The organism is Bacillus sp. PK3-037 (assembly GCF_054161355.1).
This window is the reverse complement of the sequence record NZ_CP096408.1, coordinates 1679199-1701061: the sequence shown is the minus strand read 5'-3', so window position 1 is coordinate 1701061 and position 21863 is coordinate 1679199. Positions and strand designations below refer to the sequence as shown.

Sequence of the window (21863 nt, the reverse complement as noted above, 5' to 3'; positions counted from 1 at the left end):
GATGCGCTTTTTTATTATACTGATCATAAGGGGAGTGATGGCATGAAGGACTCGTTTTACTCAATTGGAGAAGTTTCAAAACTGGCAAATGTGTCGATTAAAGCGCTTCGTTATTACGATAAGATTGATTTATTTAAACCCGCCTACGTCGACCCGGATACCAAATACCGCTTTTATACAGACTCCCAGCTCTATCATCTTGATTTGATTAAATCATTAAAATATATCGGCACACCTTTAGAAGAGATGAAAAAGGCACAGGAATTAGAGATGGAAGAACTATTTTCTTTTTATACAGAGCAGGAAAAGCAAATCAGGGAGAAATTAGATTTTTTATCAACATTGGAGCAGACCATTGCTCTGGTGAAAAAACGAATGAAACGGCAGATGGAATATCCTGCGCTCGGCGAGGTGTTTGTTCTAGATGAAGAAGAAATACGGATTATACAGACAGATGCAGAGGGAATCGGGCCTGAAAACGTGCTCAACGCTTCATACAGCAAACTAAAAACCTTTATCGAATCAGCTGATGGGTTTACGAACAATAGCTACGGTGCTACTTTCTCGTTTCAGCCGTATAACAACATTGATGAAATGACTTACCGTCATATTTTCACGCCTGTCTTAACGAATAAACAAATTTCTTCGATTACGCCGGATATGGAAATCACAACGATACCAAAAGGCAAATATGTTTGTATCGCTTATAATTTCTCTCCGGAGCATTATTTTCTCAACTTACAGAAGCTGATTAAGTATATCGCGGACCGTCAATTAACGGTTATCAGTGATGTTTACGAATTAATCATACCGATTCATTATTCTCCGAAAAAACAAGAAGAATATCGGGTTGAGATGAAAATTCGAATCGCAGAATAATGATACATAGAAAAAGAGCATTTTTTGAAGTTATCATTCAAAAAATGCTCTTTCTGTTTGCTTAGTAGACAGAGGTTTTCTCATCTATAGATTCTAAAATTTCTTTGACACGCGCCAGGAATCTTCCGCACACGAGGCCGTCAAGCACTCTGTGATCTAAAGACAGGCACAGATTGACCATATCTCTGACTGCAATCATGCCGTGTTCCATGACAACCGGGCGTTTGACGATCGATTCCACTTGAAGAATCGCAGCCTGAGGATAGTTGATGATTCCCATCGACTGAACAGATCCGAAAGAACCTGTATTGTTGACGGTAAACGTTCCTCCCTGCATATCGTCTGCTGACAGTTTTCCGTCTCTTACCTTTTTGGCAAGGTCGGTAATTTCTCTCGCAATGCCTTTAATTGTTTTTTCATCAGCGTTTTTGATCACCGGAACAAATAAAGAATCTTCCGTGGCAACCGCGATTGAAATATTGATATCTTTTTTCTGAATGATTTTGTCCCCCGCCCACATGCTGTTCATTTGCGGGTATTCTTTTAACGCCTGAGCGACCGCTTTTACGAAAAAAGCGAAAAAAGTTAAATTAAATCCTTCTGTTTTCTTGAAGGAATCTTTTATACTGTTTCGGTATGCCACCATGTTTGTGACATCGACTTCCATCATCGTCCAAGCGTGAGGAATTTCTGTTTTGCTTCGTTTCATATTTGAAGCGATCGCTTTTCTAACAGCTGTGACAGGAATTTCTTTGTCACCGGCTGCTGAAGCAGGATGAGCAACATCTTCTTTTGTCTCCTGTTTTTGCGCTGGTGCAGGAGCTGCTGCTTTTGGCTCCTCAGTCCGTTCGGAAACGCCGCCTGAATCAATGATACGCTGAATATCTTTTCTCGTAATCCTTCCTCCGGCGCCCGTTCCTGTCACTTGCTCAAGATCAATGCCGTGCTCTCCGGCCAAACGAAGTACGGCTGGAGAAAAACGTTTCTTATTGGCCTGACTGGCTGCTTCAATGCGGCTTTCAGGAGCAGCTTGCCTGTCAGTTGGCGCTTCCGTCTGATCTTGTTTTTGTTCAGCCGGCTTTGCGCCTTCTGTTTCGATTTTGCAAATCACTTCTCCGATTTGCAGGGTCTGGCCTTCTTCTCCCACAAGCTCTGTTATTGTACCGGTAAAAGAGGACGGAACCTCCGCGTTTACCTTATCTGTCATGACTTCCGCAATTGGATCGTATTTGTTCACCTTATCCCCAGGGGCGACAAGCCATTTGCTGATCGTTCCCTCCGTTACGCTTTCGCCAAGCTGCGGCATCGTCATTTGTTCTATTGCCATGATCGTATCCTCCTTACGTCTTTAAAACTCCGCTAATTCTCTCATCGCCGCTTCTACTTTATCAGGGTTGAGCATAAAGTATTTTTCCATTGTCGGCGCATAAGGCATAGCCGGAATATCAGGACCTGCAAGCCGTTTGATCGGCGCGTCTAAGTCGAACAGACAATGCTCGGATATAATGGCAGCCACCTCACTCATGATACTGCCCTCTTTTGTATCTTCTGTGACCAAAAGGACCTTTCCGGTTTTGGATGCGGCTTCGATGATCGCTTCTTGATCAAGCGGGTATACCGTTCTTAAATCCACCACATGTACAGAAATGCCGTCTTTTTCGAGACGTTCTGCAGCCTGTAAAGCAAAGTGGACACAAAGCCCGTATGTGATCACCGTGATGTCATCGCCTTCCCTTTTTACATCAGCTTTGCCGATAGGAAGTACATAATCATCTGCCGGAACCTCTCCTTTGATCAGACGATACGCACGCTTGTGCTCAAAAAACAGCACCGGGTCTTCATCACGAACCGCGGCTTTTAAAAGTCCTTTCGCGTCATATGGCGTTGAAGGCATCACAATTTTCAGTCCGGGCTGATTGGCGAAAATCGCTTCGACTGATTGAGAATGATAAAGCGCTCCGTGCACGCCGCCACCGTACGGCGCTCTGACAACGATCGGGCAGCTCCAGTCATTGTTGCTGCGGTAGCGGATTTTAGCAGCCTCAGAAATAATCTGGTTTACCGCCGGCATAATAAAATCAGCAAACTGCATTTCAGCAATCGGCCTCATGCCGTACATAGCCGCTCCGATACCGACTCCGGCGATCGCTGATTCAGCAAGCGGCGTATCCATGACACGCTCTTCTCCAAATTGTTCGTACAGGCCGGCTGTGGCTTTAAATACACCGCCTTTTTTTCCTACATCTTCCCCAAGAACGAAGACACGTGAATCTCGTTCCATTTCTTCTTTCATTGCCAAATTGATCGCATCAATATATGACATTACTGACATTTGTACTTCCTCCCTACTTCGCATACACATAATCGAGCGCTGACTCAGGAGCTGCATAAGGAGCGTTCTCCGCTTCATCTGTCGCCTCGTTTATGATTGCCATGATTTCGTCCAGCATGGTTTGTTCTATCTCTTCGGTCAGCAGGCCTTTTTCCTTTAAGTAAGCTTGATAAGTAAACAGGGGATCACTTTTTTTCGCTTCCTCTACTTCTTCACGGCCTCTGTAGCTGCTGTCGTCGTCATCGCTGGAATGCGGTGTCAGGCGGTAAGAAATCGTCTCAATTAATGTAGGGCCTTCTCCTCTGCGCGCCCGTTCACGCGCTTCTTTCACCGCTTGATAAACTTCGAGCGGATCGTTTCCATTCACAGTTACGCCAGGCATTCCATAGCCTACGGCACGGTCGGAAATGTTCTCACAGGCTACTTGCTTATCGTAAGGCACTGATATTGCGTATTTGTTGTTTTCACACATGAAAATAACCGGAAGCTTATGAACAGCGGCAAAGTTTGCCCCTTCATGGAAATCGCCTTGGTTTGAAGATCCTTCTCCAAATGTGACAAAAGCCGCAATATCTTTTTTCTCCATGCGTCCAGCCAGCGCAATGCCGACCGCATGCGGCACTTGCGTTGTTACCGGAGACGACCCCGTCACGATCCGGTTTTCCTTTTGACCGAAATGCCCCGGCATTTGACGGCCTCCTGAGTTCGGATCTGCTGCTTTGGCAAACCCGGACATCATTAAGTCCTTCGCGGTCATGCCAAACGCGAGCACGACACCCATGTCTCTATAGTAAGGCAGCACATAATCCGTTTCACGGTCAAGGGCGAAAGCCGCTCCTACTTGTGCCGCTTCCTGTCCTTGACAAGAGATAACAAACGGGATTTTACCAGAGCGGTTTAATAGCCACATTCTTTCATCGATTTTTCTTGCTAACAGCATGGTTCTATACATATCAACGGCTTCCTGATCAGTCAGCCCTAATGCTTGATGTCGGTTTGTACTCATTCAAGCGCCTCCTTTATGCTTTTAAAAATGAATGGCTTTGCCATCTGCGGCAAGCGCTGCTTCTCCAATCGCTTCAGACAGCGTCGGGTGCGGGTGGATCGTTTGTCCGACCTCCCAAGGCGTCGCATCCAGCACTTTTGCAAGACCTGCTTCTGATATCATGTCAGTGACATGCGGGCCTATCATATGCACGCCGAGAATATCATCCGTTTCACGGTCCGCCACGATTTTTACAAATCCGTCGCTTTCTCCATATACAAGCGCTTTTCCAATTGCCATAAATGGGAACTTGCCGATCTTGACATTATGCCCATTCGATTTTGCCTCATCTTCTGTTAAGCCGACACTGGCAGCTTCAGGGCTTGAGTAAATGCACTTCGGTACAAGTGTTGGATCAAGCGCATGCGGATTGAGACCCGCAAAATGCTCAACGGCAATGATTCCTTCATGCGATGCAACATGAGCTAGTTGAAGGCCACCGATTACGTCTCCGATTGCATAAATATGAGATTCCTTCGTTTGGCAGCTTTCATTTACTGAAATGACGCCATTTTCAGTGACAATATCGGTGTTTTCTATACCGATTCCTTCGGCATTTGCCTGTCTGCCGATGGAAACGAGCATTTTTTCAGCAGAGTAGGTAACGGTTTCTCCGTCTTTTTCCGCTTGTATGCTGATTTCGCCTGACGATTTTTTCAACGTATCAGGCAGCACTTTAGCTCCTGTGACAAACTGAATTCCTTTTTTTGCAAGAAGGCTTTGCATTTCTTTTGAAATGTCCCTGTCTTCAGTCGGCAATATCCGGTCCGCATATTCAATAACCGTTACGTTTACGCCAAAGTCATGAAGCATGGATGCCCATTCGATTCCAATGACCCCTCCGCCGACGATGATCATTGATTTTGGAAGCTCCTCCATTTGGAGCGCTTCATCCGAGGTCAAGACAAACTCTCCGTCCGCTTCCAGACCCGGAAGCATTCTCGGCCTTGAACCTGTTGCTATAATGACCTGCTTCGGAATCAGCATGTCATTTTCTTCGCCATTTCCCCGCTCAACAGAAATCGTTCCCGGCAGCGGAGAGAAAATAGACGGTCCGAGGATGCGCCCATATCCGTCATACACGTCAATTTTTCCTTTTTTCATTAAATGATTGACGCCTGCTGCAAGCTTATCAACAACAGCCTGCTTACGGTGCTGTACCTTTTCAAAGTTGAGGGAAACGCCGGACGTTTCGACTCCGAATTGATCGGCTTCACGGGCTGTCCGGTACACTTCCGCGCTTCTCAGCAGCGCTTTACTCGGAATACAGCCTTTATGCAGGCATGTACCGCCGAGCTTTTCTTTTTCTACAACGGCTGTTTTTAAGCCAAGCTGCGCCGCTCTGATCGCCGCGACATAACCGCCTGTACCGCCGCCCAGAATGACTACATCATACTCAGTTGCCATCTGACTCACTCCTGTCTGTCTATTCAATGCGATATTGTTTGGATTGCTCTTCACCCTGCAATACCCTGAGCGCCCCTTGGGCCAGAGATTGCAGTTCGTTTTCTCCCGGATATACTAAAACATCCGAAATCCAATCTATGTATGATCTGATGCTGGAAACAAAGGTTTTGCCGTAAGCCAGACCTCCTGTCAGAACAATGGCCTCGACTTCGCCTTTTAATACGGCGCTTGCTGCTCCGATTTCCTTCGCTACCTGATACGCCATGGCGTCAAAAATGAAGCGGGCTTTTTCATCGCCCTCCTGAATCATTTGTTCTACTTTCACAGCGTCATTTGTACCGAGATAACCGGTGAGCCCGCCGGTTCCCACCAGCTTTTTCATCATTTCTTCTTTTGTATATTCTCCTGAAAAGCATAAATCGACGAGATCCCCCGCAGGCACTGTTCCTGCGCGTTCAGGACTGAACGGCCCCTCTCCGTGAAGGCCGTTGTTGACGTCCACCACCCGCCCCCGGTCATGTACACCTATTGTAATGCCGCCGCCCAAATGAGTAATAATCATTTTCATATTCTCATATCGTTTGCCAAGAGAGGCTGCCGCCTTACGGGCGACAGCTTTTTGGTTTAACGCATGAAAAATGCTTTTCCGTTCAATTTCCGGCATGCCTGATATTTTAGCAAGCTCTGACATTTCGTCAACTACAACAGGGTCTACAATATAAGATGGGATGTTGAGGCCGTCAGCAATTTCTCTTGCGATAATGCCCCCTAAATTGGAGGCATGCTGTCCTGCATAACCGCTTTTCAAGTCCTCAATCATGTCGTCATTCACTTCGTATGTCCCACCTTCTATCGGGCGGAGAAGACCGCCTCTGGCACAGACAGCATCAAATTTTGAAATATTGATCCCCTGTTCATGAAGCGTTTCGAGAATATGGTGTTTGCGAAATTCATACTGGTCAATAATATGGTCGAACTGCTGCAGCTCTTCTATGCTGTGTCTCAGTGTTTTTTCAAAAATACTGCGTTCATTATGAAAAACACCGATTTTCGTTGAAGTTGAGCCTGGATTAATGGTGAGAATGCGTTTTTCATCATGTAGCATTTCAAAACCTCCAGATCAATTTCTTAGCGTCTGCTTAATATATGGTGGCCGTTTTGCAAAAACTGGCTTCTTGAGCGGCGATTGCGTTCAATTCGTTCTTCAGCCAAGCGGTCAGCCGCTAAATACGTCGGAATGCCGTCACGCTGGGAAATTTCAAGGACACGTTCAATGTTGGCGTAAATGCCCTCAACCTTTTTTAGTGCACGTTCTGCATTATAGCCGTAAAGCTCATCCGCCACGTTGATAACACCGCCCGCGTTGATGACGTAGTCCGGTGCGTAAACAATGCCCATTTCGTGAATTTGATCGCCGTGGCGAGTTTCTTTCAGCTGATTGTTAGCAGCGCCTGCAATCACTTTAGCTTTCAGCTGCTTAATAGTATCGTCATTGATGGTTGCACCAAGAGCACACGGCGCATAAATATCGCAGTTTTGTGAATAAATATCTTCTGGATCAACCGCACGAGCACCAAAATCTTGTACCGCACGTTCAACTGATTGCTTGTTGATATCCGTAACGATTAAGCTTGCTCCTTCTTCATAAAGGTGGCGGCATAGATTGTAAGCCACGTTTCCAACACCCTGTACAGCGATGGTTTTTCCTTCAAGAGAGTCCGTGCCGAATGCAGCTTTAGCGGCAGCCTTCATGCCTTTATACACCCCGTAAGCCGTAACAGGAGACGGATTTCCTGAAGAGCCGAATGCAGGAGAAATACCTGTGACAAAATCTGTTTCATCATGAATGATATCCATATCCTCAACCGTTGTGCCGACATCCTCAGCCGTAATGTATCTGCCGTTAAGTCCTTGAATATAACGGCCGAACGCGCGGAACATTTCTTCATTTTTATCCTTGCGCGGATCGCCGATGATAACCGTTTTTCCGCCACCCAGGTTTAAGCCTGCCGCCGCGTTTTTATAGGTCATGCCTCTTGCAAGTCTCAGTGCGTCTTCAATCGCAGCTTCTTCATTTTCATACGTCCACATTCTCGTTCCGCCGAGCGCTGGTCCAAGCGTTGTATCATGAATTGCGATAATGGCCTTTAATCCTGATTGTTCGTCTTGGCAGAAAACCAATTGCTCATAATCGTACTGCTCCATATATTTAAAAAGTTCCATATCAGTTCCTCCTAAAGTGTGTATTCTTCAGATGCGCATAATGCCAGCGCGATCGAATACAGTTTGTTTTCAGCGGAATCCGCTCTGCTCGTTAATGCAATCGGCGCTTTGGCCCCCGCAATGACAGCCGCCACGTGTGCTTTCGCAAAATAAATCAGTGATTTATATAAAATATTTCCCGCTTCAATCGAAGGGACAAGAAGGATATCGGCGCTGCCCGCTACGTCTCCCGAAATCTTTTTCTGAGCCGCGGCGATTTGCGATACTGCGTTATCCAAGGCAAGCGGTCCATCTACAATGCACCCTTTAATCTGCCCTCTTTTGCACATTTGGGCGAGAGCAGCTGCATTGACCGTCGCTTCCATCTTCGGATTTACCGTTTCTACCGCTGCAAGGGCAGCCGCTTTTGGCATATTGTTCCCTACTGCACGTGCGACATGAACAGCATTTTGAAGAATCTGCTGAAGCTCCTCCAGCGAAGGGGCAATATTCATAGCCGAATCTGTCACAAACATCAGTCTCTCAAAGTCAGGAATATCAAACACGGCCACATGAGAAAGGACACGGGATTTCCGCAGCCCTTCCTGTTTGTTTAATACCGCTTTAAGCAAAACAGAAGTCGGCACATTCCCTTTCATTAAGACGTCTGCTTTTTTTTGATGAACAGCGCGAACCGCTAGCTTCGCCGATTCCTCCGGCGTATTGGCATGAATGATTTCCACTTGATGCCCTTGCATGGATGATGTCAGGTCGTTCAGTTTTTTGCTGTCGCCCGTTAACAAAAAACGGGCGGATAGATGCTCGGCTGCCAGCTTTACTGCCCGGATCACTTCCTCATCCTCAGCATGGGCAACCGCAATGGTCTTGTTTTTGTACATCGACGCTTTGCCGATCAAATCTTTCAGCTTCATCAGTTACCACCTTTCTTGTCTCGACTCCGCTTTTTATTATGCAAGTTCTATGCCAGCTCGGTGCGATGCTGTCATGATGGATGCGAAGAAAGATTCGTGCAGACGTTTGCGCTTATTCTGCAAATTATTGCATGCCTTCATTTGCAAGGCCGTATTTATCCATTTTGTAATATAAATTTCGAATGCTGACGCCGAGGGCTTTCGCTGTTTTCGTACGGTTAAAATGATGCTTTTCCAGCGTTTGCTGAATCAAGTGCGCTTCAAATTTTTCAACGGCCTTAGACAGCTTTTCGCCTTCGATGTCAGGAAAATCAAAACCGGCTCCCTGTTCTGCGCTGCTTTCTTTTTGTTCTATTTCAAATACAGGCAAATGCTCTTTTTCAATCCATTCCATGTGCGGCTTCAAAAAAATCATTGCTCGTCCAAGGACATTTTCCAGCTCGCGGACATTCCCCGGCCAATGGTAAGCCGACAATGCCCGCAAAGCCTGCTGGGTCAGTCCCTTTACATTCCGTCCGTAATCGCGGTTAATTTTTTGAATGAGCCTTTCACTGAGCGCTTCAATGTCTTCAATCCGCTGACGCAAAGGGGGGATAGAGATGGGATAGCGATTGATGCGGTAATACAGATCTTCACGAAACGTCCCATCCGCCATTGCTTTTTCGATATTTACATTTGTGGCTGCAATAATTCTCACATTAACAGGGATTGCCTTCGTGCCTCCCACTCTGACGATCTCTTTTTCTTGAAGGACGCGCAGCAGTTTCGCCTGCATATTTTGCGTCAGCTCGCCGATTTCGTCTAAGAAAATGCTGCCGTTATTGGCTTCTTCAAATAAGCCCTTCTTGCCGCCGCGCTTCGCTCCCGAAAACGCGCCTTCCTCGTAGCCAAACAGTTCTGATTCCAGAAGATTTTCTGAAAGAGCGGCGCAATTTACGCGGATGAATTTATTGTATTTCCTGTCGCTTTCGTTATGGATGGCATGTGCAAACAGCTCTTTGCCCGTGCCCGATTCTCCGCGCAGCAAAATCGTTGCCGGCGTTTTCGCTCCAAGCTTCGCCTGCTCAAGCGCAACAAGCATTTGCTCACTTTTGCCGATAATGTCGTCAAAGGTATATTTCGCTTCGAGCGTGCGGATAATCTGCCTGGCCCTGTTAAGCTCCGCGGTCAGCATTTTAATTTCTGACACGTCATGGATCACGCCGACACTGCCTTTTAAAATGCCATCCACAATCACCGGCGCTACATTGACGATGACCTCTTTTTCATTCGGGCCGACCTTCATTCTGACGCCGCGCACTGGGCGTCTTGTCTCAAGCACCTTTAAATGCATACTTTCCCCTTCAGAAATATCAGTGCTCGCCGGCTTGCCGATGACTTCTTTTTCAGAAAGCCCAGTCATTTTTGTGTATGCTTTATTGATCAACAGGCCAATGCCGTTTTCATCAACGACAGAAATCGCCTCGTCGGAGGATTGTATAATCGCCTCCAGCATCGTGCGCACCTGTTTTAGATTTGTCACTTCCTCCGCCAGCTCGACCGCATCTGTAATATCCTTAAATACACTGAGTGCTCCGAGCAGACGTCCGCCTTCATCAATGATCGGCAGCCTTGTTGTTACAATTTGCAAATTTTCACCCAAGAGCTGTTTTTGATTGTATTCAGGCTCTCTCGTTTTTAAAATCCGAGGCATCTTTGTGCTCGGGATAACTTCTTTGATCGGGCGTCCAATGACTTCCTCACGTTGTTTTCCCACCATATTTTCAGCCATATGATTAAACAGAATGATCTCTTCATTGATATCAATAAAAATCATTCCGTCGTGGGTGGAATTAAAGATTCGGTCATGTTTGTATGTTTGTTCTTTTAGCATTTGAATCAGCTGCTGTTTTTCTTCCATAAGCTGAAACACAATGTAAGCCATCTTTCCCGGCATAACAATGGTCTGCTCATGTTTTTCCTGAAGGAGTTCGTCAAGTACAGCTTGATCACCCGTTGTATGAATGACGATATCCGGCTTTTGTTGTATGTATGGTTTCCAATCAGATGAAACGGCAATTCCATAATGTTTTGCTTCTTTTAATCCCGGCGCTTCGGGGTTTTTGTCAACCACGGCAATAATGTCTATGATGGCTGTTTTAATGAGAATTTGTAATAACGCCGTTCCCCTTTTACCGGCACCTACGATCAGTACCTTCTGCATCCCGATACCCCTTTGTATGAAAAAATTTGCATACCTGTTTTTTCCGTTGCAATAATTTGCACAACCCTATGTTACCACGTTTTCTTCTCTTGACAAAATATTTTTTCCGCTGGACAATAAAGGAAATGAAAAATAAAGGGGTTTTCTGAACATGAGCCGACTTCTTGCGCTTTTGATTTTAGTGCTCCCTGGCGCCATTTCTGCTTTAGGCATTAAACTGATGAGAGATATGCTTTTCGGCCATACGGTAAAGCCATTTTCTTCTCTTTGGCTCCAAGGTTTATCAGGATTAATCTTTTTCGTTTTCGGCCTGTATGTGCTGGCCGGGTTCATTTTGTACAGAGACAGAAAACGCAATCAAGTCAGTCCGCGATTCAGAAAACAAAAGATGTAAAAAAGCCGGAGAATGCTCCGGCTTTTTTGTTCGCATTATTTATCAGGCAAGACGGTCTTGGCAATCGTTTTGTCCAGCGCTTCATAATCATAATAAGAAATCGTTTCATACAGCTCCTTACGCGTCTGCATATCATCAAGCCCTTCTTTTTGCGATCCGCGCTCCCTTATCAAGCTAAACATCCGTTCATAAGCCTTTGCCGCAGCTCTGAGCGAGGTGACCGGATAGATCACCATCTGAAACCCCATAGCAGCAAATTCATCTGCATGATAATACGGCGTTTTCCCAAACTCAGTCATATTGGCAAGAAGCGAGGCAGGGATCTGTTCAGCAAACTGTCGAAATTCGTTTTCCGTTTGAAGCGCTTCAGGGAAAATTGCGTCCGCTCCCGCCTCAATGTATGCCAAAGCGCGTTTTATTGCGGACTCAAGTCCTTCCTGCGCTCTTGCATCTGTACGGGCGACAATCACAAGTGATGGTGCCGCTTGTTTCATGGCCTTTATTTTTTGCGCCAATTCCTGAGCCGGGACAAGCTGTTTGCCATTCAAATGCCCGCATTTTTTCGGAAGCTGCTGGTCCTCTATTTGCACTGCTGCCACCCTTGCTTCCAGCATCTCGCGGGCGGTGCGGGCAGCGTTTAATACCCCGCCAAAGCCCGTATCGATATCAACAAGCAAAGGCAGGTCTGCTGCGCGGACAAGATCTTTTGCCCGTTCGGCCATTTCTGCCGACGTAACAATTCCAAGATCAGGCAGCCCCCTGCTGGCCGTATAAGCCGCACCCGATAAGTATAAGGCAGAAAAACCGGCCTCCTTCGCAAGCAAGGCGGCCATCCCGTCATGAGCGCCGGGAATTTGCAATATTTCCGGCGCACACATCAGCTTGCGGAAGCGTTCAGCAAGTTCTTCTTGTGACGATTGCTCATTGACGATCCAAGACAAGATATGAGTCCTCCTTTCACATACAGAACATATCGACAAAATCGTTTACGCGCATCGTTTGTAATGTTTCAGAGCTGGTGCAGCGCTTGTAAATATGTTTTTGCTGTTTCTCTGGAAAATGGGTTTTAAGATTCACAGAAAACTTTTCTAACAATTTTGGCACAGCCTCGTCTCTTCGAAAACGATGGCCCAGCGGAAATTCACATTCAACCATCTCTGTACTCGTTCCGTCTTTAAAATGAATCTGAACGGCATTTGAAATGGAGCGTTTATCTGGTTTGAGATAATCTTCCGTATATGCTTTGTTTTCAGTCACTTCCATTTTTTCTCGAAGTTTATCTATTCTTGGATCACTTGCCGTATCAGCCTCATAATGCTGTGCAGTGATATCACCAAATATTAAACCAATCGCTGTGATGTATTGCAGACAATGATCGCGATCCGCGGGATTATGCAGCGGGCCTTTTTTATCAATGATGCGAATAGCTGATTCATGCGTTTTGATAACAACACGGTCAATTTCATCGATACGGTCTTTGACCTGCGGATGAAGAATGACGGCACACTCTGCCGCTGTCTGGGCGTGGAATTCCGCAGGATAAGAGACTTTGAACAACACATTTTCCATGACATAAGCGTCAAGCGGGCGGGCAAGCTTGATCTCTTTCTTGTTGAATAATACGTCTTGAAAGCCCCAGCCCGGAGCGGTCAAGGCTGTCGGATAACCCATTTCGCCTTTTAACGCCATCAGTGCGAGATGAACGCCCCTGCTGGTTGCATCTCCTGCGGCCCACGATTTGCGCGAGCCGGTATTAGGCGCATGCCGGTATGTCCGCAAGGCTGCATTGTCAATCCAAGCATTCGAAAGCGCATGATTGATTTCTTCCCTTCCGCCGCCCAGCAGCTTTGCGGCTACAGCCGTCGTGGCCACCTTGACAAACAACACATGATCAAGCCCGACTCGGTTTAAGCTGTTTTCTAAAGCCAGCACACCTTGAATTTCGTGAGCCTTGATCATCGCTTCAAGGACGTCGCGAACCGTTAATGGCTCTTTTCCTTCAGACAGCCTCACTCTTGATACATAATCAGCCGCCGCAAGAATGCCCCCCAAGTTATCTGACGGATGCCCCCACTCCGCCGCAAGCCACGTATCGTTGTAATCAAGCCAGCGGATCATACATCCTATGTTAAATGCTGCCCGTACAGGATCAAGAACATATGACGTTCCCGGCACTCTGCTTCCGTTTGGCACACTGGTTCCGGGGACAATCGGGCCGAGCAGCTTGGTGCATTCGGGATAGCGGAGCGCTAAAATCCCGCAGCCGAGTGTATCCAGCAAAACGTGACCTGCCGTTGTAAACGCTTCCGAACTCGTAATCTCCTTCTCAAGTACATAGTCTGTTATTTCTTCAATGACATGATCCGTTTTCAGCATTCGACCCATTCCTTTCATGATTTGGATTTGTTCTCATATCGCGGGCCGGTATAGCGGACACGCGGGCGGAACAAGCGGTTATTGGTATGCTGTTCAATCACATGTGCGCATAAGCCTGCCGTTCTCGCACTGAAAAAGACAGGTGTATACAATGGAATTGGTATGCCAAGCATCCAATATACCGGGGCGGCGTAATAATCCAAATTCGGATAAAGCCCTTTTTCCCGCTCCATCAGCTGCTCCCCTGCTTCACACATTTCGTATAAACGGTGATCTCCGGCTTGATCGCATAACTGCTGAAGCGCTTCTTTCATCATAAGCGCTCTCGGGTCCATTTTTTTCATGTACACCCGGTGGCCGAAGCCCATGATTTTTTCTTTTTTTCTCAGTTTTGATAACAGGATTTGTTCAAAATCAGCCTTTGTTTTTGCCTCCAAAAGCATATACATGACCGCTTCGTTTGCGCCTCCATGAAGATTCCCCTTCAAAGAAGCTACAGCTCCTGTCAATGCGCCATAAAGATCCGATTGTGTTGAAGCAATCACCCTGGCCGTAAAGGTTGAATTCGGCATCTCATGCTCACTGTACAGAATGAGTGAACGGTCAAAGATCCGCTCTTCCAATGCGGACGGTATTTTGCCTGTCATCATGTATAAGAAATTCGCGCTGTAGGATAGGTGCTGAAGCGGCGGAATCAGTTTTCCTTTTTTTATCTTTCTATAGCTGCTTGCTGTGAGCGCAGGCATTTTCCCTAAAAGCTCATAGGCGCGCTCCTTGTTTGCAGAAGGCGACCGATCGTCAATTTGGCGGTCGTAGCCGGCAAGAGCCGATACCCCGGTTCGCAGACAATCCATCGGATGAGTATGTTCAGGCAGCAGCTCAAGAAGACGGACAATGTCAGTCGGCAGGTTTGAAGCGCTGTTGACCTTCCTTATGACCGTTTCCGTTTCATTTCCATCCGGCAACCTCCCCTCCAGCAATAGATGCACCAGTTCTAGATAGCTTTTCGTTTTTGAAAGATCAATTAAATCATAGCCTCGAATCAATATCTGGCTGTACTGTGTGTCGAGATAAGAAATATCCGTTTCTGCCGCGACGACCCCGTCCAGACCTGGAGAAAAATGCTGTTTACCATCCATATTCTCAACCTCCGCTTTGCGTTATTATCTGTCAGTTTGCGCCAAGCAGGTGCTTGGAAATAATGAGTCTTTGAATTTCATTTGTGCCTTCATAAATTTGTGTTACCTTTGCATCCCTAAGCAGCCGTTCGACCGGATAATCCTTCATATAACCATATCCTCCATAAATCTGGACTGCCTCAAGGGCAGCCTTCACCGCCGAATCGGAAGCAAATTGTTTAGCCATGGACGCTTCCTTTCCGCAGGCCAGGCCGCGGTTATGGAGATCTGCCGCATGATAGACAAGGTGCCTTGCCGCCTCTGCTCTTGTCGCCATATCGGCGAGCTTAAACGATATGCCTTGATTGGCTGCGATAGGCCTGTTGAATTGGACACGCTGTTTCGCGTAAGCAACCGCATATTCTAGGGCAGCCTCTGCGATTCCCAGCGCTTGTGCTGCAATGCCGATGCGCCCCACATTCAGATTCGCCATCGCGATTTTAAATCCATCGCCCTCTTGGCCCAGCAAATTCTCTTCCGGCACTTCCGCATTTTCAAATATCAGCTCTGTTGTATTGGATCCGTGAAGCCCCAGCTTTCTTTCTTTTTTGCCGACTGTAAAACCCGGTGTGTTCTTTTCAACGATAAAAGCCGAAATCCCGTTCCTGTTTTGGCCCGGGGCCGTTAAAGCAAACGTAATATAGAGGTCAGCGGCACCGCCGTTTGTTATGAAAATTTTCGATCCGTTTAAAATATATTTGCCGTTCTTTTTGATCGCTGTGGTGCGAAGGCTTCCGGCATCCGATCCAGAGTAAGGCTCAGTCAGCGCAAATGCACCCAAATAGCTGCCTGAGGCGAGTTTCGGTATATATTTCACTTTTTGCTCTTCGTTTCCGAAGTACAAAATCGGATTTGTGCCCACTGAGGAATGAACCGAAAGAATGACACCGACCGCCGCGCTGATTTTAGAAATCTCATGAATGGCCAAAATATAAGAAACAACGTCCGCTCCAGCGCCGCCATATTGTTCCGGCACTGGTATTCCCATCAAGCCGTGTTCACCCATTTTCTTCATTAGCTGAAATGGAAATTCATCTGTTTTCTCCATGACCTCCGCAGCAGGAGCAATTTCTTTTCGGGCAAAATCACGCACCATCTTTCGCATCATGACTTGCTCTTGGGTTAAATGCAACTCGGCCACCCCCGGATTGGAATTGACTTCAGGTATTCTTCTCCTCGCCGTAATGATAAAAGCCGCGTCCGCTCTTTTTGCCGAGCCACCCTGCTTTGACGTACTTACGAAGCAGCGGGCAAGGACGGTACTTGGAGTCTCCAAGCCCGGAGTGAAGGACTTCCATAATCGACAAACACGTGTCCAGCCCGATAAAATCAGCTAATTTAAGCGGGCCCATCGGGTGATTCATGCCAAGCTTCATGACCTGGTCTATTGCGTCTGGCTCAGCTACCCCCTCATAAAGACAATAGATGGCTTCATTAATCATTGGCAGAAGCACACGGTTGGAGACAAATCCGGGAAAATCATTGACTTCGACCGGTGTTTTCCCCATTTTTTCCGCTAATGCCGTAATGGTTGATGCCGTTTCATCTGATGTCGCCAGGCCGCGAATAACTTCAACCAGTTTCATAACAGGGACGGGGTTCATAAAATGCATGCCAATGACGTGTTCTGGACGATTTGTGACAGCTGCAATTTCTGTTATAGGCAAGGAAGATGTATTGCTGGCCAAAAGCGTATGAGCCGGGCAAATATGATCAAGTTTTTTGAACAATTTAGTTTTTGCCGTCATGTTTTCTGCAATTGCTTCAATCACAACATCCGCATGCTGCGCCTCCTCCAGCGCGGGGGAAAGCGAAATGCGGCTGATAACAGCCTTCACTTCAGCTTCCGTCTTTCTTCCTTTTTCAGCAGCGCGGTTCAAATGTTTTTTTATGTGCTGAAACCCCGTTTCCGCTGCCTCCGGATTCAAATCATACAGCAGCACATAAAAGCCGGCTTCAGCCGCTGTTTGGGCAATTCCGCTTCCCATCTGTCCGGCGCCGGCCACCATGATATGTTTGATTTCCATTCAAATCCCCTTCTCCGTCAATGTTTTAATGAACTTGAACCAAGACAGCGTCTCCCTGAGCCGCCCCGCTGCAAATAGCAGCAATACCCAGTCCGCCTCCCCGGCGCTTTAATTCGTACACAAGCGTCATCAAAATTCTCGCACCGCTAGCGCCGATCGGGTGGCCCAGCGCAATCGCTCCGCCATTTACGTTTACTTTTTCAAGATCAAACCCGACGATTTTTTCACATGTTAATACAACAGAAGCAAATGCTTCATTGACTTCAAAAAGATCAATATCCTGTAATGTAAAGCCGGTCTTTTCGAGCAGCTTGTTTATTGCGTATCCCGGAGCGGCCGCAAGCTCATGCGCTTGCATTCCGGCTGTTGAAAAACCAAGAATGGTTGCAAGAGGACGCTTTCCTAGTTCAGCGGCTTTTTCCTCAGACATTAATACAAATGCTCCCGCTCCGTCGTTGACTCCCGGCGCATTGCCGGCTGTAATGGATCCGTCACTTGAATAAATCGGAGAAAGTTTCGCAAGCTGATCGAGAGTGGTATCGCGGCGAATCGCTTCATCTTTGTCAACAATGTTTGTTTTTCCTTTCCGGCCAAGCCAGCTGACAGGAACAATTTCTTCACCTAACTTTCCTTCATCGGCCGCCTCGGCCGACCGCTTGTGGCTTCGAAGGGCCCATTCATCCTGCTCTTTACGTGAAATTCCATATTCCTTGGCCGCCGTATTTCCGTGAACGGCCATGTGCACTTCATCAAAGGCGCACATTAATCCGTCATAAACCATTAAATCCCTTAGCTCACCGTTACCCATCCGCGCGCCCCAGCGGCCAGCGGGAACAGCATACGGAATATTGCTCATACTCTCCATGCCTCCGGCAACAAGAATGTCCGCATCATGCGCCCGAATTATTTGGTCACATAGAGTGACAGCGCGAAGGCCGGAGGCGCAAACTTTATTCAGCGTTTCCGATGGCACACTCCAAGGCAGTCCGGCTATACGGGCAGCTTGCCGGGAAGGTATCTGGCCCGCACCGGCTTGGACAACCATACCCATAACCGCGCCTTCCGCCTGATTTCCAGAGACTCCGGCACGCTTTAACGCCTCTTTCATAACAGCGCCCCCGAGTTCAGCAGCTTTTACTTCTTTTAATGCCCCGCCAAATTTACCAAACGGGGTTCTCGCAGCACTTACAATAACTGTTTTCCTCATAGTTCCACCTCAAATCAAAGGATAGATAGCGCTTACATTTCTTGATGTCTTCTATGAATGTATGCTTTGAAACAGGTATGAATGAATGAAAAAAGAAGGCTGCTCCGGCAGCCTTCTTGAAAACTAATTTCTTCTATTCAATTTCTTAGCGATGGCAAGAGCCCGCTCAGGAAAATCTGTGAAAAGGCCGTCTGCTCCCATTTTCATCAAATACTCCATATCGTCTGGCCGATTGACTGTAAAAGGCCTTACCTTAATCGAACTGTTCCGCATTTGCTGCAGCACTTCATCCGTTACCGCCGGGCTATGCAGCTTTGGGTGGTAGCCGGCTGCCGGAATGGATTTTACATATTGATCAGCCTGATAAAGCACATCTGAGGTCAGCACCGCTCGCTCAATATGGGGTGCCAACCGGCCGCATAACGCTAAGCTTTCATGGTTAAATGAGGACAGAATCGTTCTTTCTTCTATTTTAAATCTCTTTACTGCCTCAAGCACTTTTTCTTCCATTCCTTCATAACGGATCACGCTGTTTTTCAATTCAATGTTAATCAGAAAATCCTTTTTTTCAGCCCACGAGAGCACGTCTTCAAGCAGCGGCACCCTTACATCGCCCACTGTTTGATGATGACCGGCAGCCGCATCCGCAGTCTTCAAGACATCGTACACCGTGTCCTTTACGAAACCTTTTAAGGATGTCGTCCGGTCGAGCCTTTCATCATGAATAACAGCAATACGTCCGTCTTTTGTCAGCTGAACATCAAGCTCTATTCCATCTGCTCCGTCTTCAATCCCTTTTTCAAATGCAATCATTGTATTTTCGGGATAATGACCTGATGCCCCCCGATGGGCAAAAACCTTTGTCATTGTTTCACCTCAAGCCTAAAGTTGCCCGTTTTCTCCATTATACTGATTTTGGCCTTGTCACTCTAGAATTAAGGTTTCTTGTACTCAGACTATTGCGCGTAATAAGAATCGATCCCCGCGACAATCGCGTCTGCAGCTTTTTCCTGATATACTTCACTCCCAAGCTTGTCCGCATCAGAGCTGTTTGTAATAAATCCAAGCTCAGCCAGCACGCTCGGCATTTGTGAATATGTAATGACATAAAAATCCGATTCTTTCACACCCCTGTCTCTTGTTTGCAAGGATGATACCAGCTCTGACTGAATATCCGATGCCAGCCGCTGACTGTTTTCCGCTTCATAATCAGACTGAAAGTACGTTTCCGTGCCTGAAGCGGAGGAAACGCCCGAATTCACATGAATACTGACAAAAAGATCGGCATGGTTTGCACTTGCTTTTGCCACTCTTTCCTCCAAGGTCAGAAAATGGTCATCTTTCCTTGTAGTGACAGGGTTCGCTCCTTCCGCTTTCAGCTCGTCCACAACATGACGAGAGACAGCCAAATTAATATTTTTCTCCAAGAGCCCGTTTCCGACTGCCCCGCTGTCTTTGCCGCCATGGCCGGCATCAATATATACCGTCTTCCCTGCTACCGGCTCTGCCGCTTGCGCACAGGGTGCGAGCATAAAAGCCAATCCGCATATCGCTAAACTCCTCCATAACATTCTCAACGTTTCTCCCTCCGGTCTGTCATTACGAATTCTTTTGCTGAATATCTTCCAGCAGTAAGGTTCCGTTCTCTTTTTTTATATATTTCACCTGGACATTTGTGTGATCTGGCAGATCCTCACAATCATCGCGTTTGTCCCTTGGAACTTGTATCATGGTTTCTTCTCCGTTAAGGGAAACAGCGATTGTATGAGGATCGGCCGAGCCAATATACTTGCCCTCTTCTGTAAACCTCGGGGCTGATTCATCCGCGCTTGCAATACTGCATCCGGAAAGCAGCAGTACAGTAAACAGAAATAGACCAGCTTGTTTCACATGATCACCTCTTCCTGATGTTTGGCTTTTATCTTTGACCAGAATGGAGGATTTGTAAAGCTTGCACGAAAGCCGGCACAACGTTTCCATGATTTTCAAAAGGGCTATCTGACCTGCTGATTTCCTGTTGTTAGAAAGAAAGCAAGCGGATCTGTCTATGAGGATGTCTCTAAAAGAGCAGCATTTTAGAAAAAATTAGCTGAAAGAAGCAACTTTATATTCATTTTTAAAAAATTGATGAATACGGTGAGCAGATGGTTTGACGAAGGGGTTGGGCAGGCGTAAGCTTTTAAAGAATATTTACTTTACAGAAAGAAGTTACAGCTCATGAAAAAATTCGTTCTGCTGCTAGCCGCGGCGGTCATCACTTGCTCCATTGGCCATCAAATCAAAGGCGGCTGCAAAAGCCCCGAAAAAGAGCGGAGAAAACCACATTCGGCACTCAAGATATTCAGCCGGTGAAGCAGATTGATTGCATCAAATTTTACATATAGGCTAGAATATGTGCGAATCCAAACGAAAGAAGATGATCTCATGAATCCAAAGTACAAACCGCTCTTTGAATCATTTACATTCCGAAGCGGCGTTACGATTGACAACCGGATCGCGGTTGCTCCAATGACCCATTATTCTTCCAATGAGGACGGCACGATTTCTGAAGCGGAGCTGGACTATATCATCCCCCGTTCAAAAGAAATGGGAATGGTGATGACAGCATGCGCAAACGTCACGCCTGATGGAAAAGCGTTTTCCGGACAGCCGGCCATCCATGACGACTCACATATTGCCGGGCTAAAAAGATTAGCCCAAGCCATTCAAGCACAAGGGTCAAAAGCGATTGTGCAAATTCATCACGGCGGAATAGAATGCCCTGCTGAGCTCGTTCCGAATCAGGACGTTGTCGCGCCAAGTGACGTGTCTGATAACGGCAAACAAATGGCCCGCGCCTTAACAGAAGCAGAGGTTGAAAACATTGTGAAGGCTTTTGGAGAAGCGACAAGACGCGCCATTGAAGCCGGATTTGACGGTGTCGAAATTCACGGTGCAAACGGCTACTTGATTCAGCAGTTTTATTCCCCAAAAACAAATCAGCGCACAGACCGCTGGGGAGGAAGCGATGAGAAACGATTAGCCTTCCCGCTCGCTATTGTGGATGAGGTGAAACAAGCAATTGCCGATCACGCGAAGGGTGCATTTTTAGTAGGCTACCGCCTGTCTCCGGAAGAGCCAGATACACCGGGACTGACAATGACAGAAACCTTCACGCTTGTTGATGCCTTAGTGGAAAAAGAACTGGATTACCTCCATATTTCATTGATGGACGTCAACTCCACAGCGCGCCGCGGGGCAGATCCGACACGTACGCGCATGGACTTATTGAATGAACGTGTCGGACACAAGGTGCCTCTGATTGCTGTTGGTTCCATCCATTCTGCTGATGACGCGCTTGCTGTGATTGAAAACGGGATTCCGCTGGTGGCGATGGGGCGTGAAATTTTAGTTGATCCTGATTGGGCTGTAAAAGTAAAAGAAGGACGCGAAAAACAAATTGAAACTGTGATAAAAGGGACAGACAAAGAAAAATATCACTTGCCTGAGCCGCTATGGCAAGCGATTGTGAACACACCTGGATGGGTTCCTTATAAAGATTAATGTGCAAAGACTGCCGAAATGATTCGGCAGTCTTTTTTCAACTTTAAATCAATAATTTATGTAAACATCTAAACAGCAGGAGAAGGAGCTCGCCAGCTGCTTGGGGAAGCAAATCTAGGAGAAGCCCGTCACGCTTTC

At 46.9% G+C, this 21863-nt stretch carries 21 protein-coding genes; 4 read left to right on the top strand and 17 right to left on the bottom strand.

Translation table 11 applies throughout. From position 1 onward, the window contains the following. The first annotated feature begins 42 nt into the window (after nt 1-42). Nucleotides 43-879: a MerR family transcriptional regulator gene (locus M1D69_RS08820; protein ID WP_458103985.1), complete on the top strand. Its 837-nt coding sequence runs from the start codon at nt 43-45 to the stop codon at nt 877-879. Between the two features lie 61 nt (nt 880-940). On the opposite strand, the gene M1D69_RS08815 is transcribed toward M1D69_RS08820, so the two are convergent. The 8 genes from M1D69_RS08815 to M1D69_RS08780 form a co-directional block, all read right to left on the bottom strand. Then, entirely contained in the window at nt 941-2206 is a 1266-nt protein-coding gene (locus M1D69_RS08815; protein WP_458103986.1) for a dihydrolipoamide acetyltransferase family protein, read from the bottom strand. A gap of 21 nt (nt 2207-2227) precedes the next feature. Next, the gene (gene bfmBAB, locus M1D69_RS08810; protein WP_024121983.1) at nt 2228-3211 is read right to left on the bottom strand and encodes a 3-methyl-2-oxobutanoate dehydrogenase subunit beta; all 984 of its coding nucleotides are present in this window, start codon (nt 3209-3211) and stop codon (nt 2228-2230) included. A 13-nt stretch (nt 3212-3224) separates the two neighbouring features. Then, nucleotides 3225-4217 carry a 3-methyl-2-oxobutanoate dehydrogenase subunit alpha gene (gene bfmBAA, locus M1D69_RS08805; protein ID WP_458103987.1) on the bottom strand — a complete coding sequence of 331 codons (993 nt, stop codon included), beginning with the start codon at nt 4215-4217 and terminating at the stop codon, nt 3225-3227. A 21-nt stretch (nt 4218-4238) separates the two neighbouring features. Continuing rightward, the gene (gene lpdA, locus M1D69_RS08800) at nt 4239-5663 is read right to left on the bottom strand and encodes a dihydrolipoyl dehydrogenase (protein WP_458103988.1); all 1425 of its coding nucleotides are present in this window, start codon (nt 5661-5663) and stop codon (nt 4239-4241) included. Between the two features lie 19 nt (nt 5664-5682). Continuing rightward, nucleotides 5683-6768 carry a butyrate kinase gene (gene buk / locus M1D69_RS08795; RefSeq protein WP_458103989.1) on the bottom strand — a complete coding sequence of 362 codons (1086 nt, stop codon included), beginning with the start codon at nt 6766-6768 and terminating at the stop codon, nt 5683-5685. Nucleotides 6769-6791: 23 nt separating this feature from the next. Then, entirely contained in the window at nt 6792-7886 is a 1095-nt protein-coding gene (gene bcd / locus M1D69_RS08790; protein ID WP_458103990.1) for a branched-chain amino acid dehydrogenase, read from the bottom strand. Nucleotides 7887-7897: 11 nt separating this feature from the next. After that, entirely contained in the window at nt 7898-8797 is a 900-nt protein-coding gene (yqiS, locus tag M1D69_RS08785; protein ID WP_458103991.1) for a phosphate butyryltransferase, read from the bottom strand. Between the two features lie 124 nt (nt 8798-8921). Next, nucleotides 8922-11000, bottom strand: a complete 2079-nt coding sequence (locus M1D69_RS08780; protein WP_185848843.1) for a sigma-54 interaction domain-containing protein — start codon at nt 10998-11000, stop codon at nt 8922-8924. A gap of 151 nt (nt 11001-11151) precedes the next feature. Between M1D69_RS08780 and M1D69_RS08775 the strand changes: the two genes are divergently transcribed. Continuing rightward, entirely contained in the window at nt 11152-11394 is a 243-nt protein-coding gene (locus M1D69_RS08775; protein WP_024121990.1) for a DUF2627 domain-containing protein, read from the top strand. Nucleotides 11395-11429: 35 nt separating this feature from the next. On the opposite strand, the gene prpB is transcribed toward M1D69_RS08775, so the two are convergent. The 9 genes from prpB to M1D69_RS08730 all read right to left on the bottom strand — a co-directional run bounded on the left by prpB (nt 11430) and on the right by M1D69_RS08730 (nt 20072). Further along, entirely contained in the window at nt 11430-12335 is a 906-nt protein-coding gene (gene prpB, locus M1D69_RS08770; RefSeq protein ID WP_217827760.1) for a methylisocitrate lyase, read from the bottom strand. 16 nt (nt 12336-12351) lie between these two features. Then, nucleotides 12352-13770: a bifunctional 2-methylcitrate dehydratase/aconitate hydratase gene (locus M1D69_RS08765; RefSeq protein WP_458103992.1), complete on the bottom strand. Its 1419-nt coding sequence runs from the start codon at nt 13768-13770 to the stop codon at nt 12352-12354. A gap of 14 nt (nt 13771-13784) precedes the next feature. Beyond that, entirely contained in the window at nt 13785-14909 is a 1125-nt protein-coding gene (mmgD, locus tag M1D69_RS08760; RefSeq protein WP_458103993.1) for a citrate synthase, read from the bottom strand. A 31-nt stretch (nt 14910-14940) separates the two neighbouring features. After that, entirely contained in the window at nt 14941-16080 is a 1140-nt protein-coding gene (locus tag M1D69_RS08755; protein ID WP_458103994.1) for an acyl-CoA dehydrogenase, read from the bottom strand. A 28-nt stretch (nt 16081-16108) separates the two neighbouring features. Then, nucleotides 16109-16975 (bottom strand): 3-hydroxybutyryl-CoA dehydrogenase, encoded by an 867-nt coding sequence (locus M1D69_RS08750; protein WP_458103995.1) that lies wholly within the window; start codon nt 16973-16975, stop codon nt 16109-16111. A 25-nt stretch (nt 16976-17000) separates the two neighbouring features. Continuing rightward, on the bottom strand, nt 17001-18182 hold the full coding sequence (locus tag M1D69_RS08745) for an acetyl-CoA C-acetyltransferase (RefSeq protein WP_458103996.1): 1182 nt from the start codon (nt 18180-18182) through the stop codon (nt 17001-17003). Nucleotides 18183-18305: 123 nt separating this feature from the next. Next, nucleotides 18306-19049, bottom strand: a complete 744-nt coding sequence (locus M1D69_RS08740) for a glycerophosphodiester phosphodiesterase (RefSeq protein WP_229042697.1) — start codon at nt 19047-19049, stop codon at nt 18306-18308. An 89-nt stretch (nt 19050-19138) separates the two neighbouring features. After that, entirely contained in the window at nt 19139-19759 is a 621-nt protein-coding gene (locus M1D69_RS08735; protein WP_458103997.1) for an N-acetylmuramoyl-L-alanine amidase family protein, read from the bottom strand. A gap of 22 nt (nt 19760-19781) precedes the next feature. After that, nucleotides 19782-20072, bottom strand: a complete 291-nt coding sequence (locus M1D69_RS08730) for a hypothetical protein (RefSeq protein WP_458103998.1) — start codon at nt 20070-20072, stop codon at nt 19782-19784. Between the two features lie 327 nt (nt 20073-20399). Between M1D69_RS08730 and M1D69_RS08725 the strand changes: the two genes are divergently transcribed. Both M1D69_RS08725 and M1D69_RS08720 read left to right on the top strand, forming a co-directional pair. After that, nucleotides 20400-20534, top strand: coding sequence for a hypothetical protein (locus tag M1D69_RS08725; protein WP_458103999.1), 135 nt, complete (start codon nt 20400-20402; stop codon nt 20532-20534). A gap of 72 nt (nt 20535-20606) precedes the next feature. Then, nucleotides 20607-21725, top strand: coding sequence for an NADH-dependent flavin oxidoreductase (locus tag M1D69_RS08720; protein WP_458104000.1), 1119 nt, complete (start codon nt 20607-20609; stop codon nt 21723-21725). Nucleotides 21726-21863: the final 138 nt, after the last annotated feature.

What these genes read in the sequence shown, in the direction of transcription:
- M1D69_RS08820 (WP_458103985.1), top strand. Translation starts at nt 43, where the DNA reads ATGAAGGACTCGTTTTACTCAATTGGAGAAGTTTCAAAACTGGCAAAT.
- M1D69_RS08815 (WP_458103986.1), bottom strand. Translation starts at nt 2,206, where the DNA reads ATGGCAATAGAACAAATGACGATGCCGCAGCTTGGCGAAAGCGTAACG.
- bfmBAB (WP_024121983.1), bottom strand. Translation starts at nt 3,211, where the DNA reads ATGTCAGTAATGTCATATATTGATGCGATCAATTTGGCAATGAAAGAA.
- bfmBAA (WP_458103987.1), bottom strand. Translation starts at nt 4,217, where the DNA reads ATGAGTACAAACCGACATCAAGCATTAGGGCTGACTGATCAGGAAGCC.
- lpdA (WP_458103988.1), bottom strand. Translation starts at nt 5,663, where the DNA reads ATGGCAACTGAGTATGATGTAGTCATTCTGGGCGGCGGTACAGGCGGT.
- buk (WP_458103989.1), bottom strand. Translation starts at nt 6,768, where the DNA reads ATGCTACATGATGAAAAACGCATTCTCACCATTAATCCAGGCTCAACT.
- bcd (WP_458103990.1), bottom strand. Translation starts at nt 7,886, where the DNA reads ATGGAACTTTTTAAATATATGGAGCAGTACGATTATGAGCAATTGGTT.
- yqiS (WP_458103991.1), bottom strand. Translation starts at nt 8,797, where the DNA reads ATGAAGCTGAAAGATTTGATCGGCAAAGCGTCGATGTACAAAAACAAG.
- M1D69_RS08780 (WP_185848843.1), bottom strand. Translation starts at nt 11,000, where the DNA reads ATGCAGAAGGTACTGATCGTAGGTGCCGGTAAAAGGGGAACGGCGTTA.
- M1D69_RS08775 (WP_024121990.1), top strand. Translation starts at nt 11,152, where the DNA reads ATGAGCCGACTTCTTGCGCTTTTGATTTTAGTGCTCCCTGGCGCCATT.
- M1D69_RS08765 (WP_458103992.1), bottom strand. Translation starts at nt 13,770, where the DNA reads ATGCTGAAAACGGATCATGTCATTGAAGAAATAACAGACTATGTACTT.
- mmgD (WP_458103993.1), bottom strand. Translation starts at nt 14,909, where the DNA reads ATGGATGGTAAACAGCATTTTTCTCCAGGTCTGGACGGGGTCGTCGCG.
- M1D69_RS08750 (WP_458103995.1), bottom strand. Translation starts at nt 16,975, where the DNA reads ATGGAAATCAAACATATCATGGTGGCCGGCGCCGGACAGATGGGAAGC.
- M1D69_RS08745 (WP_458103996.1), bottom strand. Translation starts at nt 18,182, where the DNA reads ATGAGGAAAACAGTTATTGTAAGTGCTGCGAGAACCCCGTTTGGTAAA.
- M1D69_RS08740 (WP_229042697.1), bottom strand. Translation starts at nt 19,049, where the DNA reads ATGACAAAGGTTTTTGCCCATCGGGGGGCATCAGGTCATTATCCCGAA.
- M1D69_RS08725 (WP_458103999.1), top strand. Translation starts at nt 20,400, where the DNA reads ATGAAAAAATTCGTTCTGCTGCTAGCCGCGGCGGTCATCACTTGCTCC.
- M1D69_RS08720 (WP_458104000.1), top strand. Translation starts at nt 20,607, where the DNA reads ATGAATCCAAAGTACAAACCGCTCTTTGAATCATTTACATTCCGAAGC.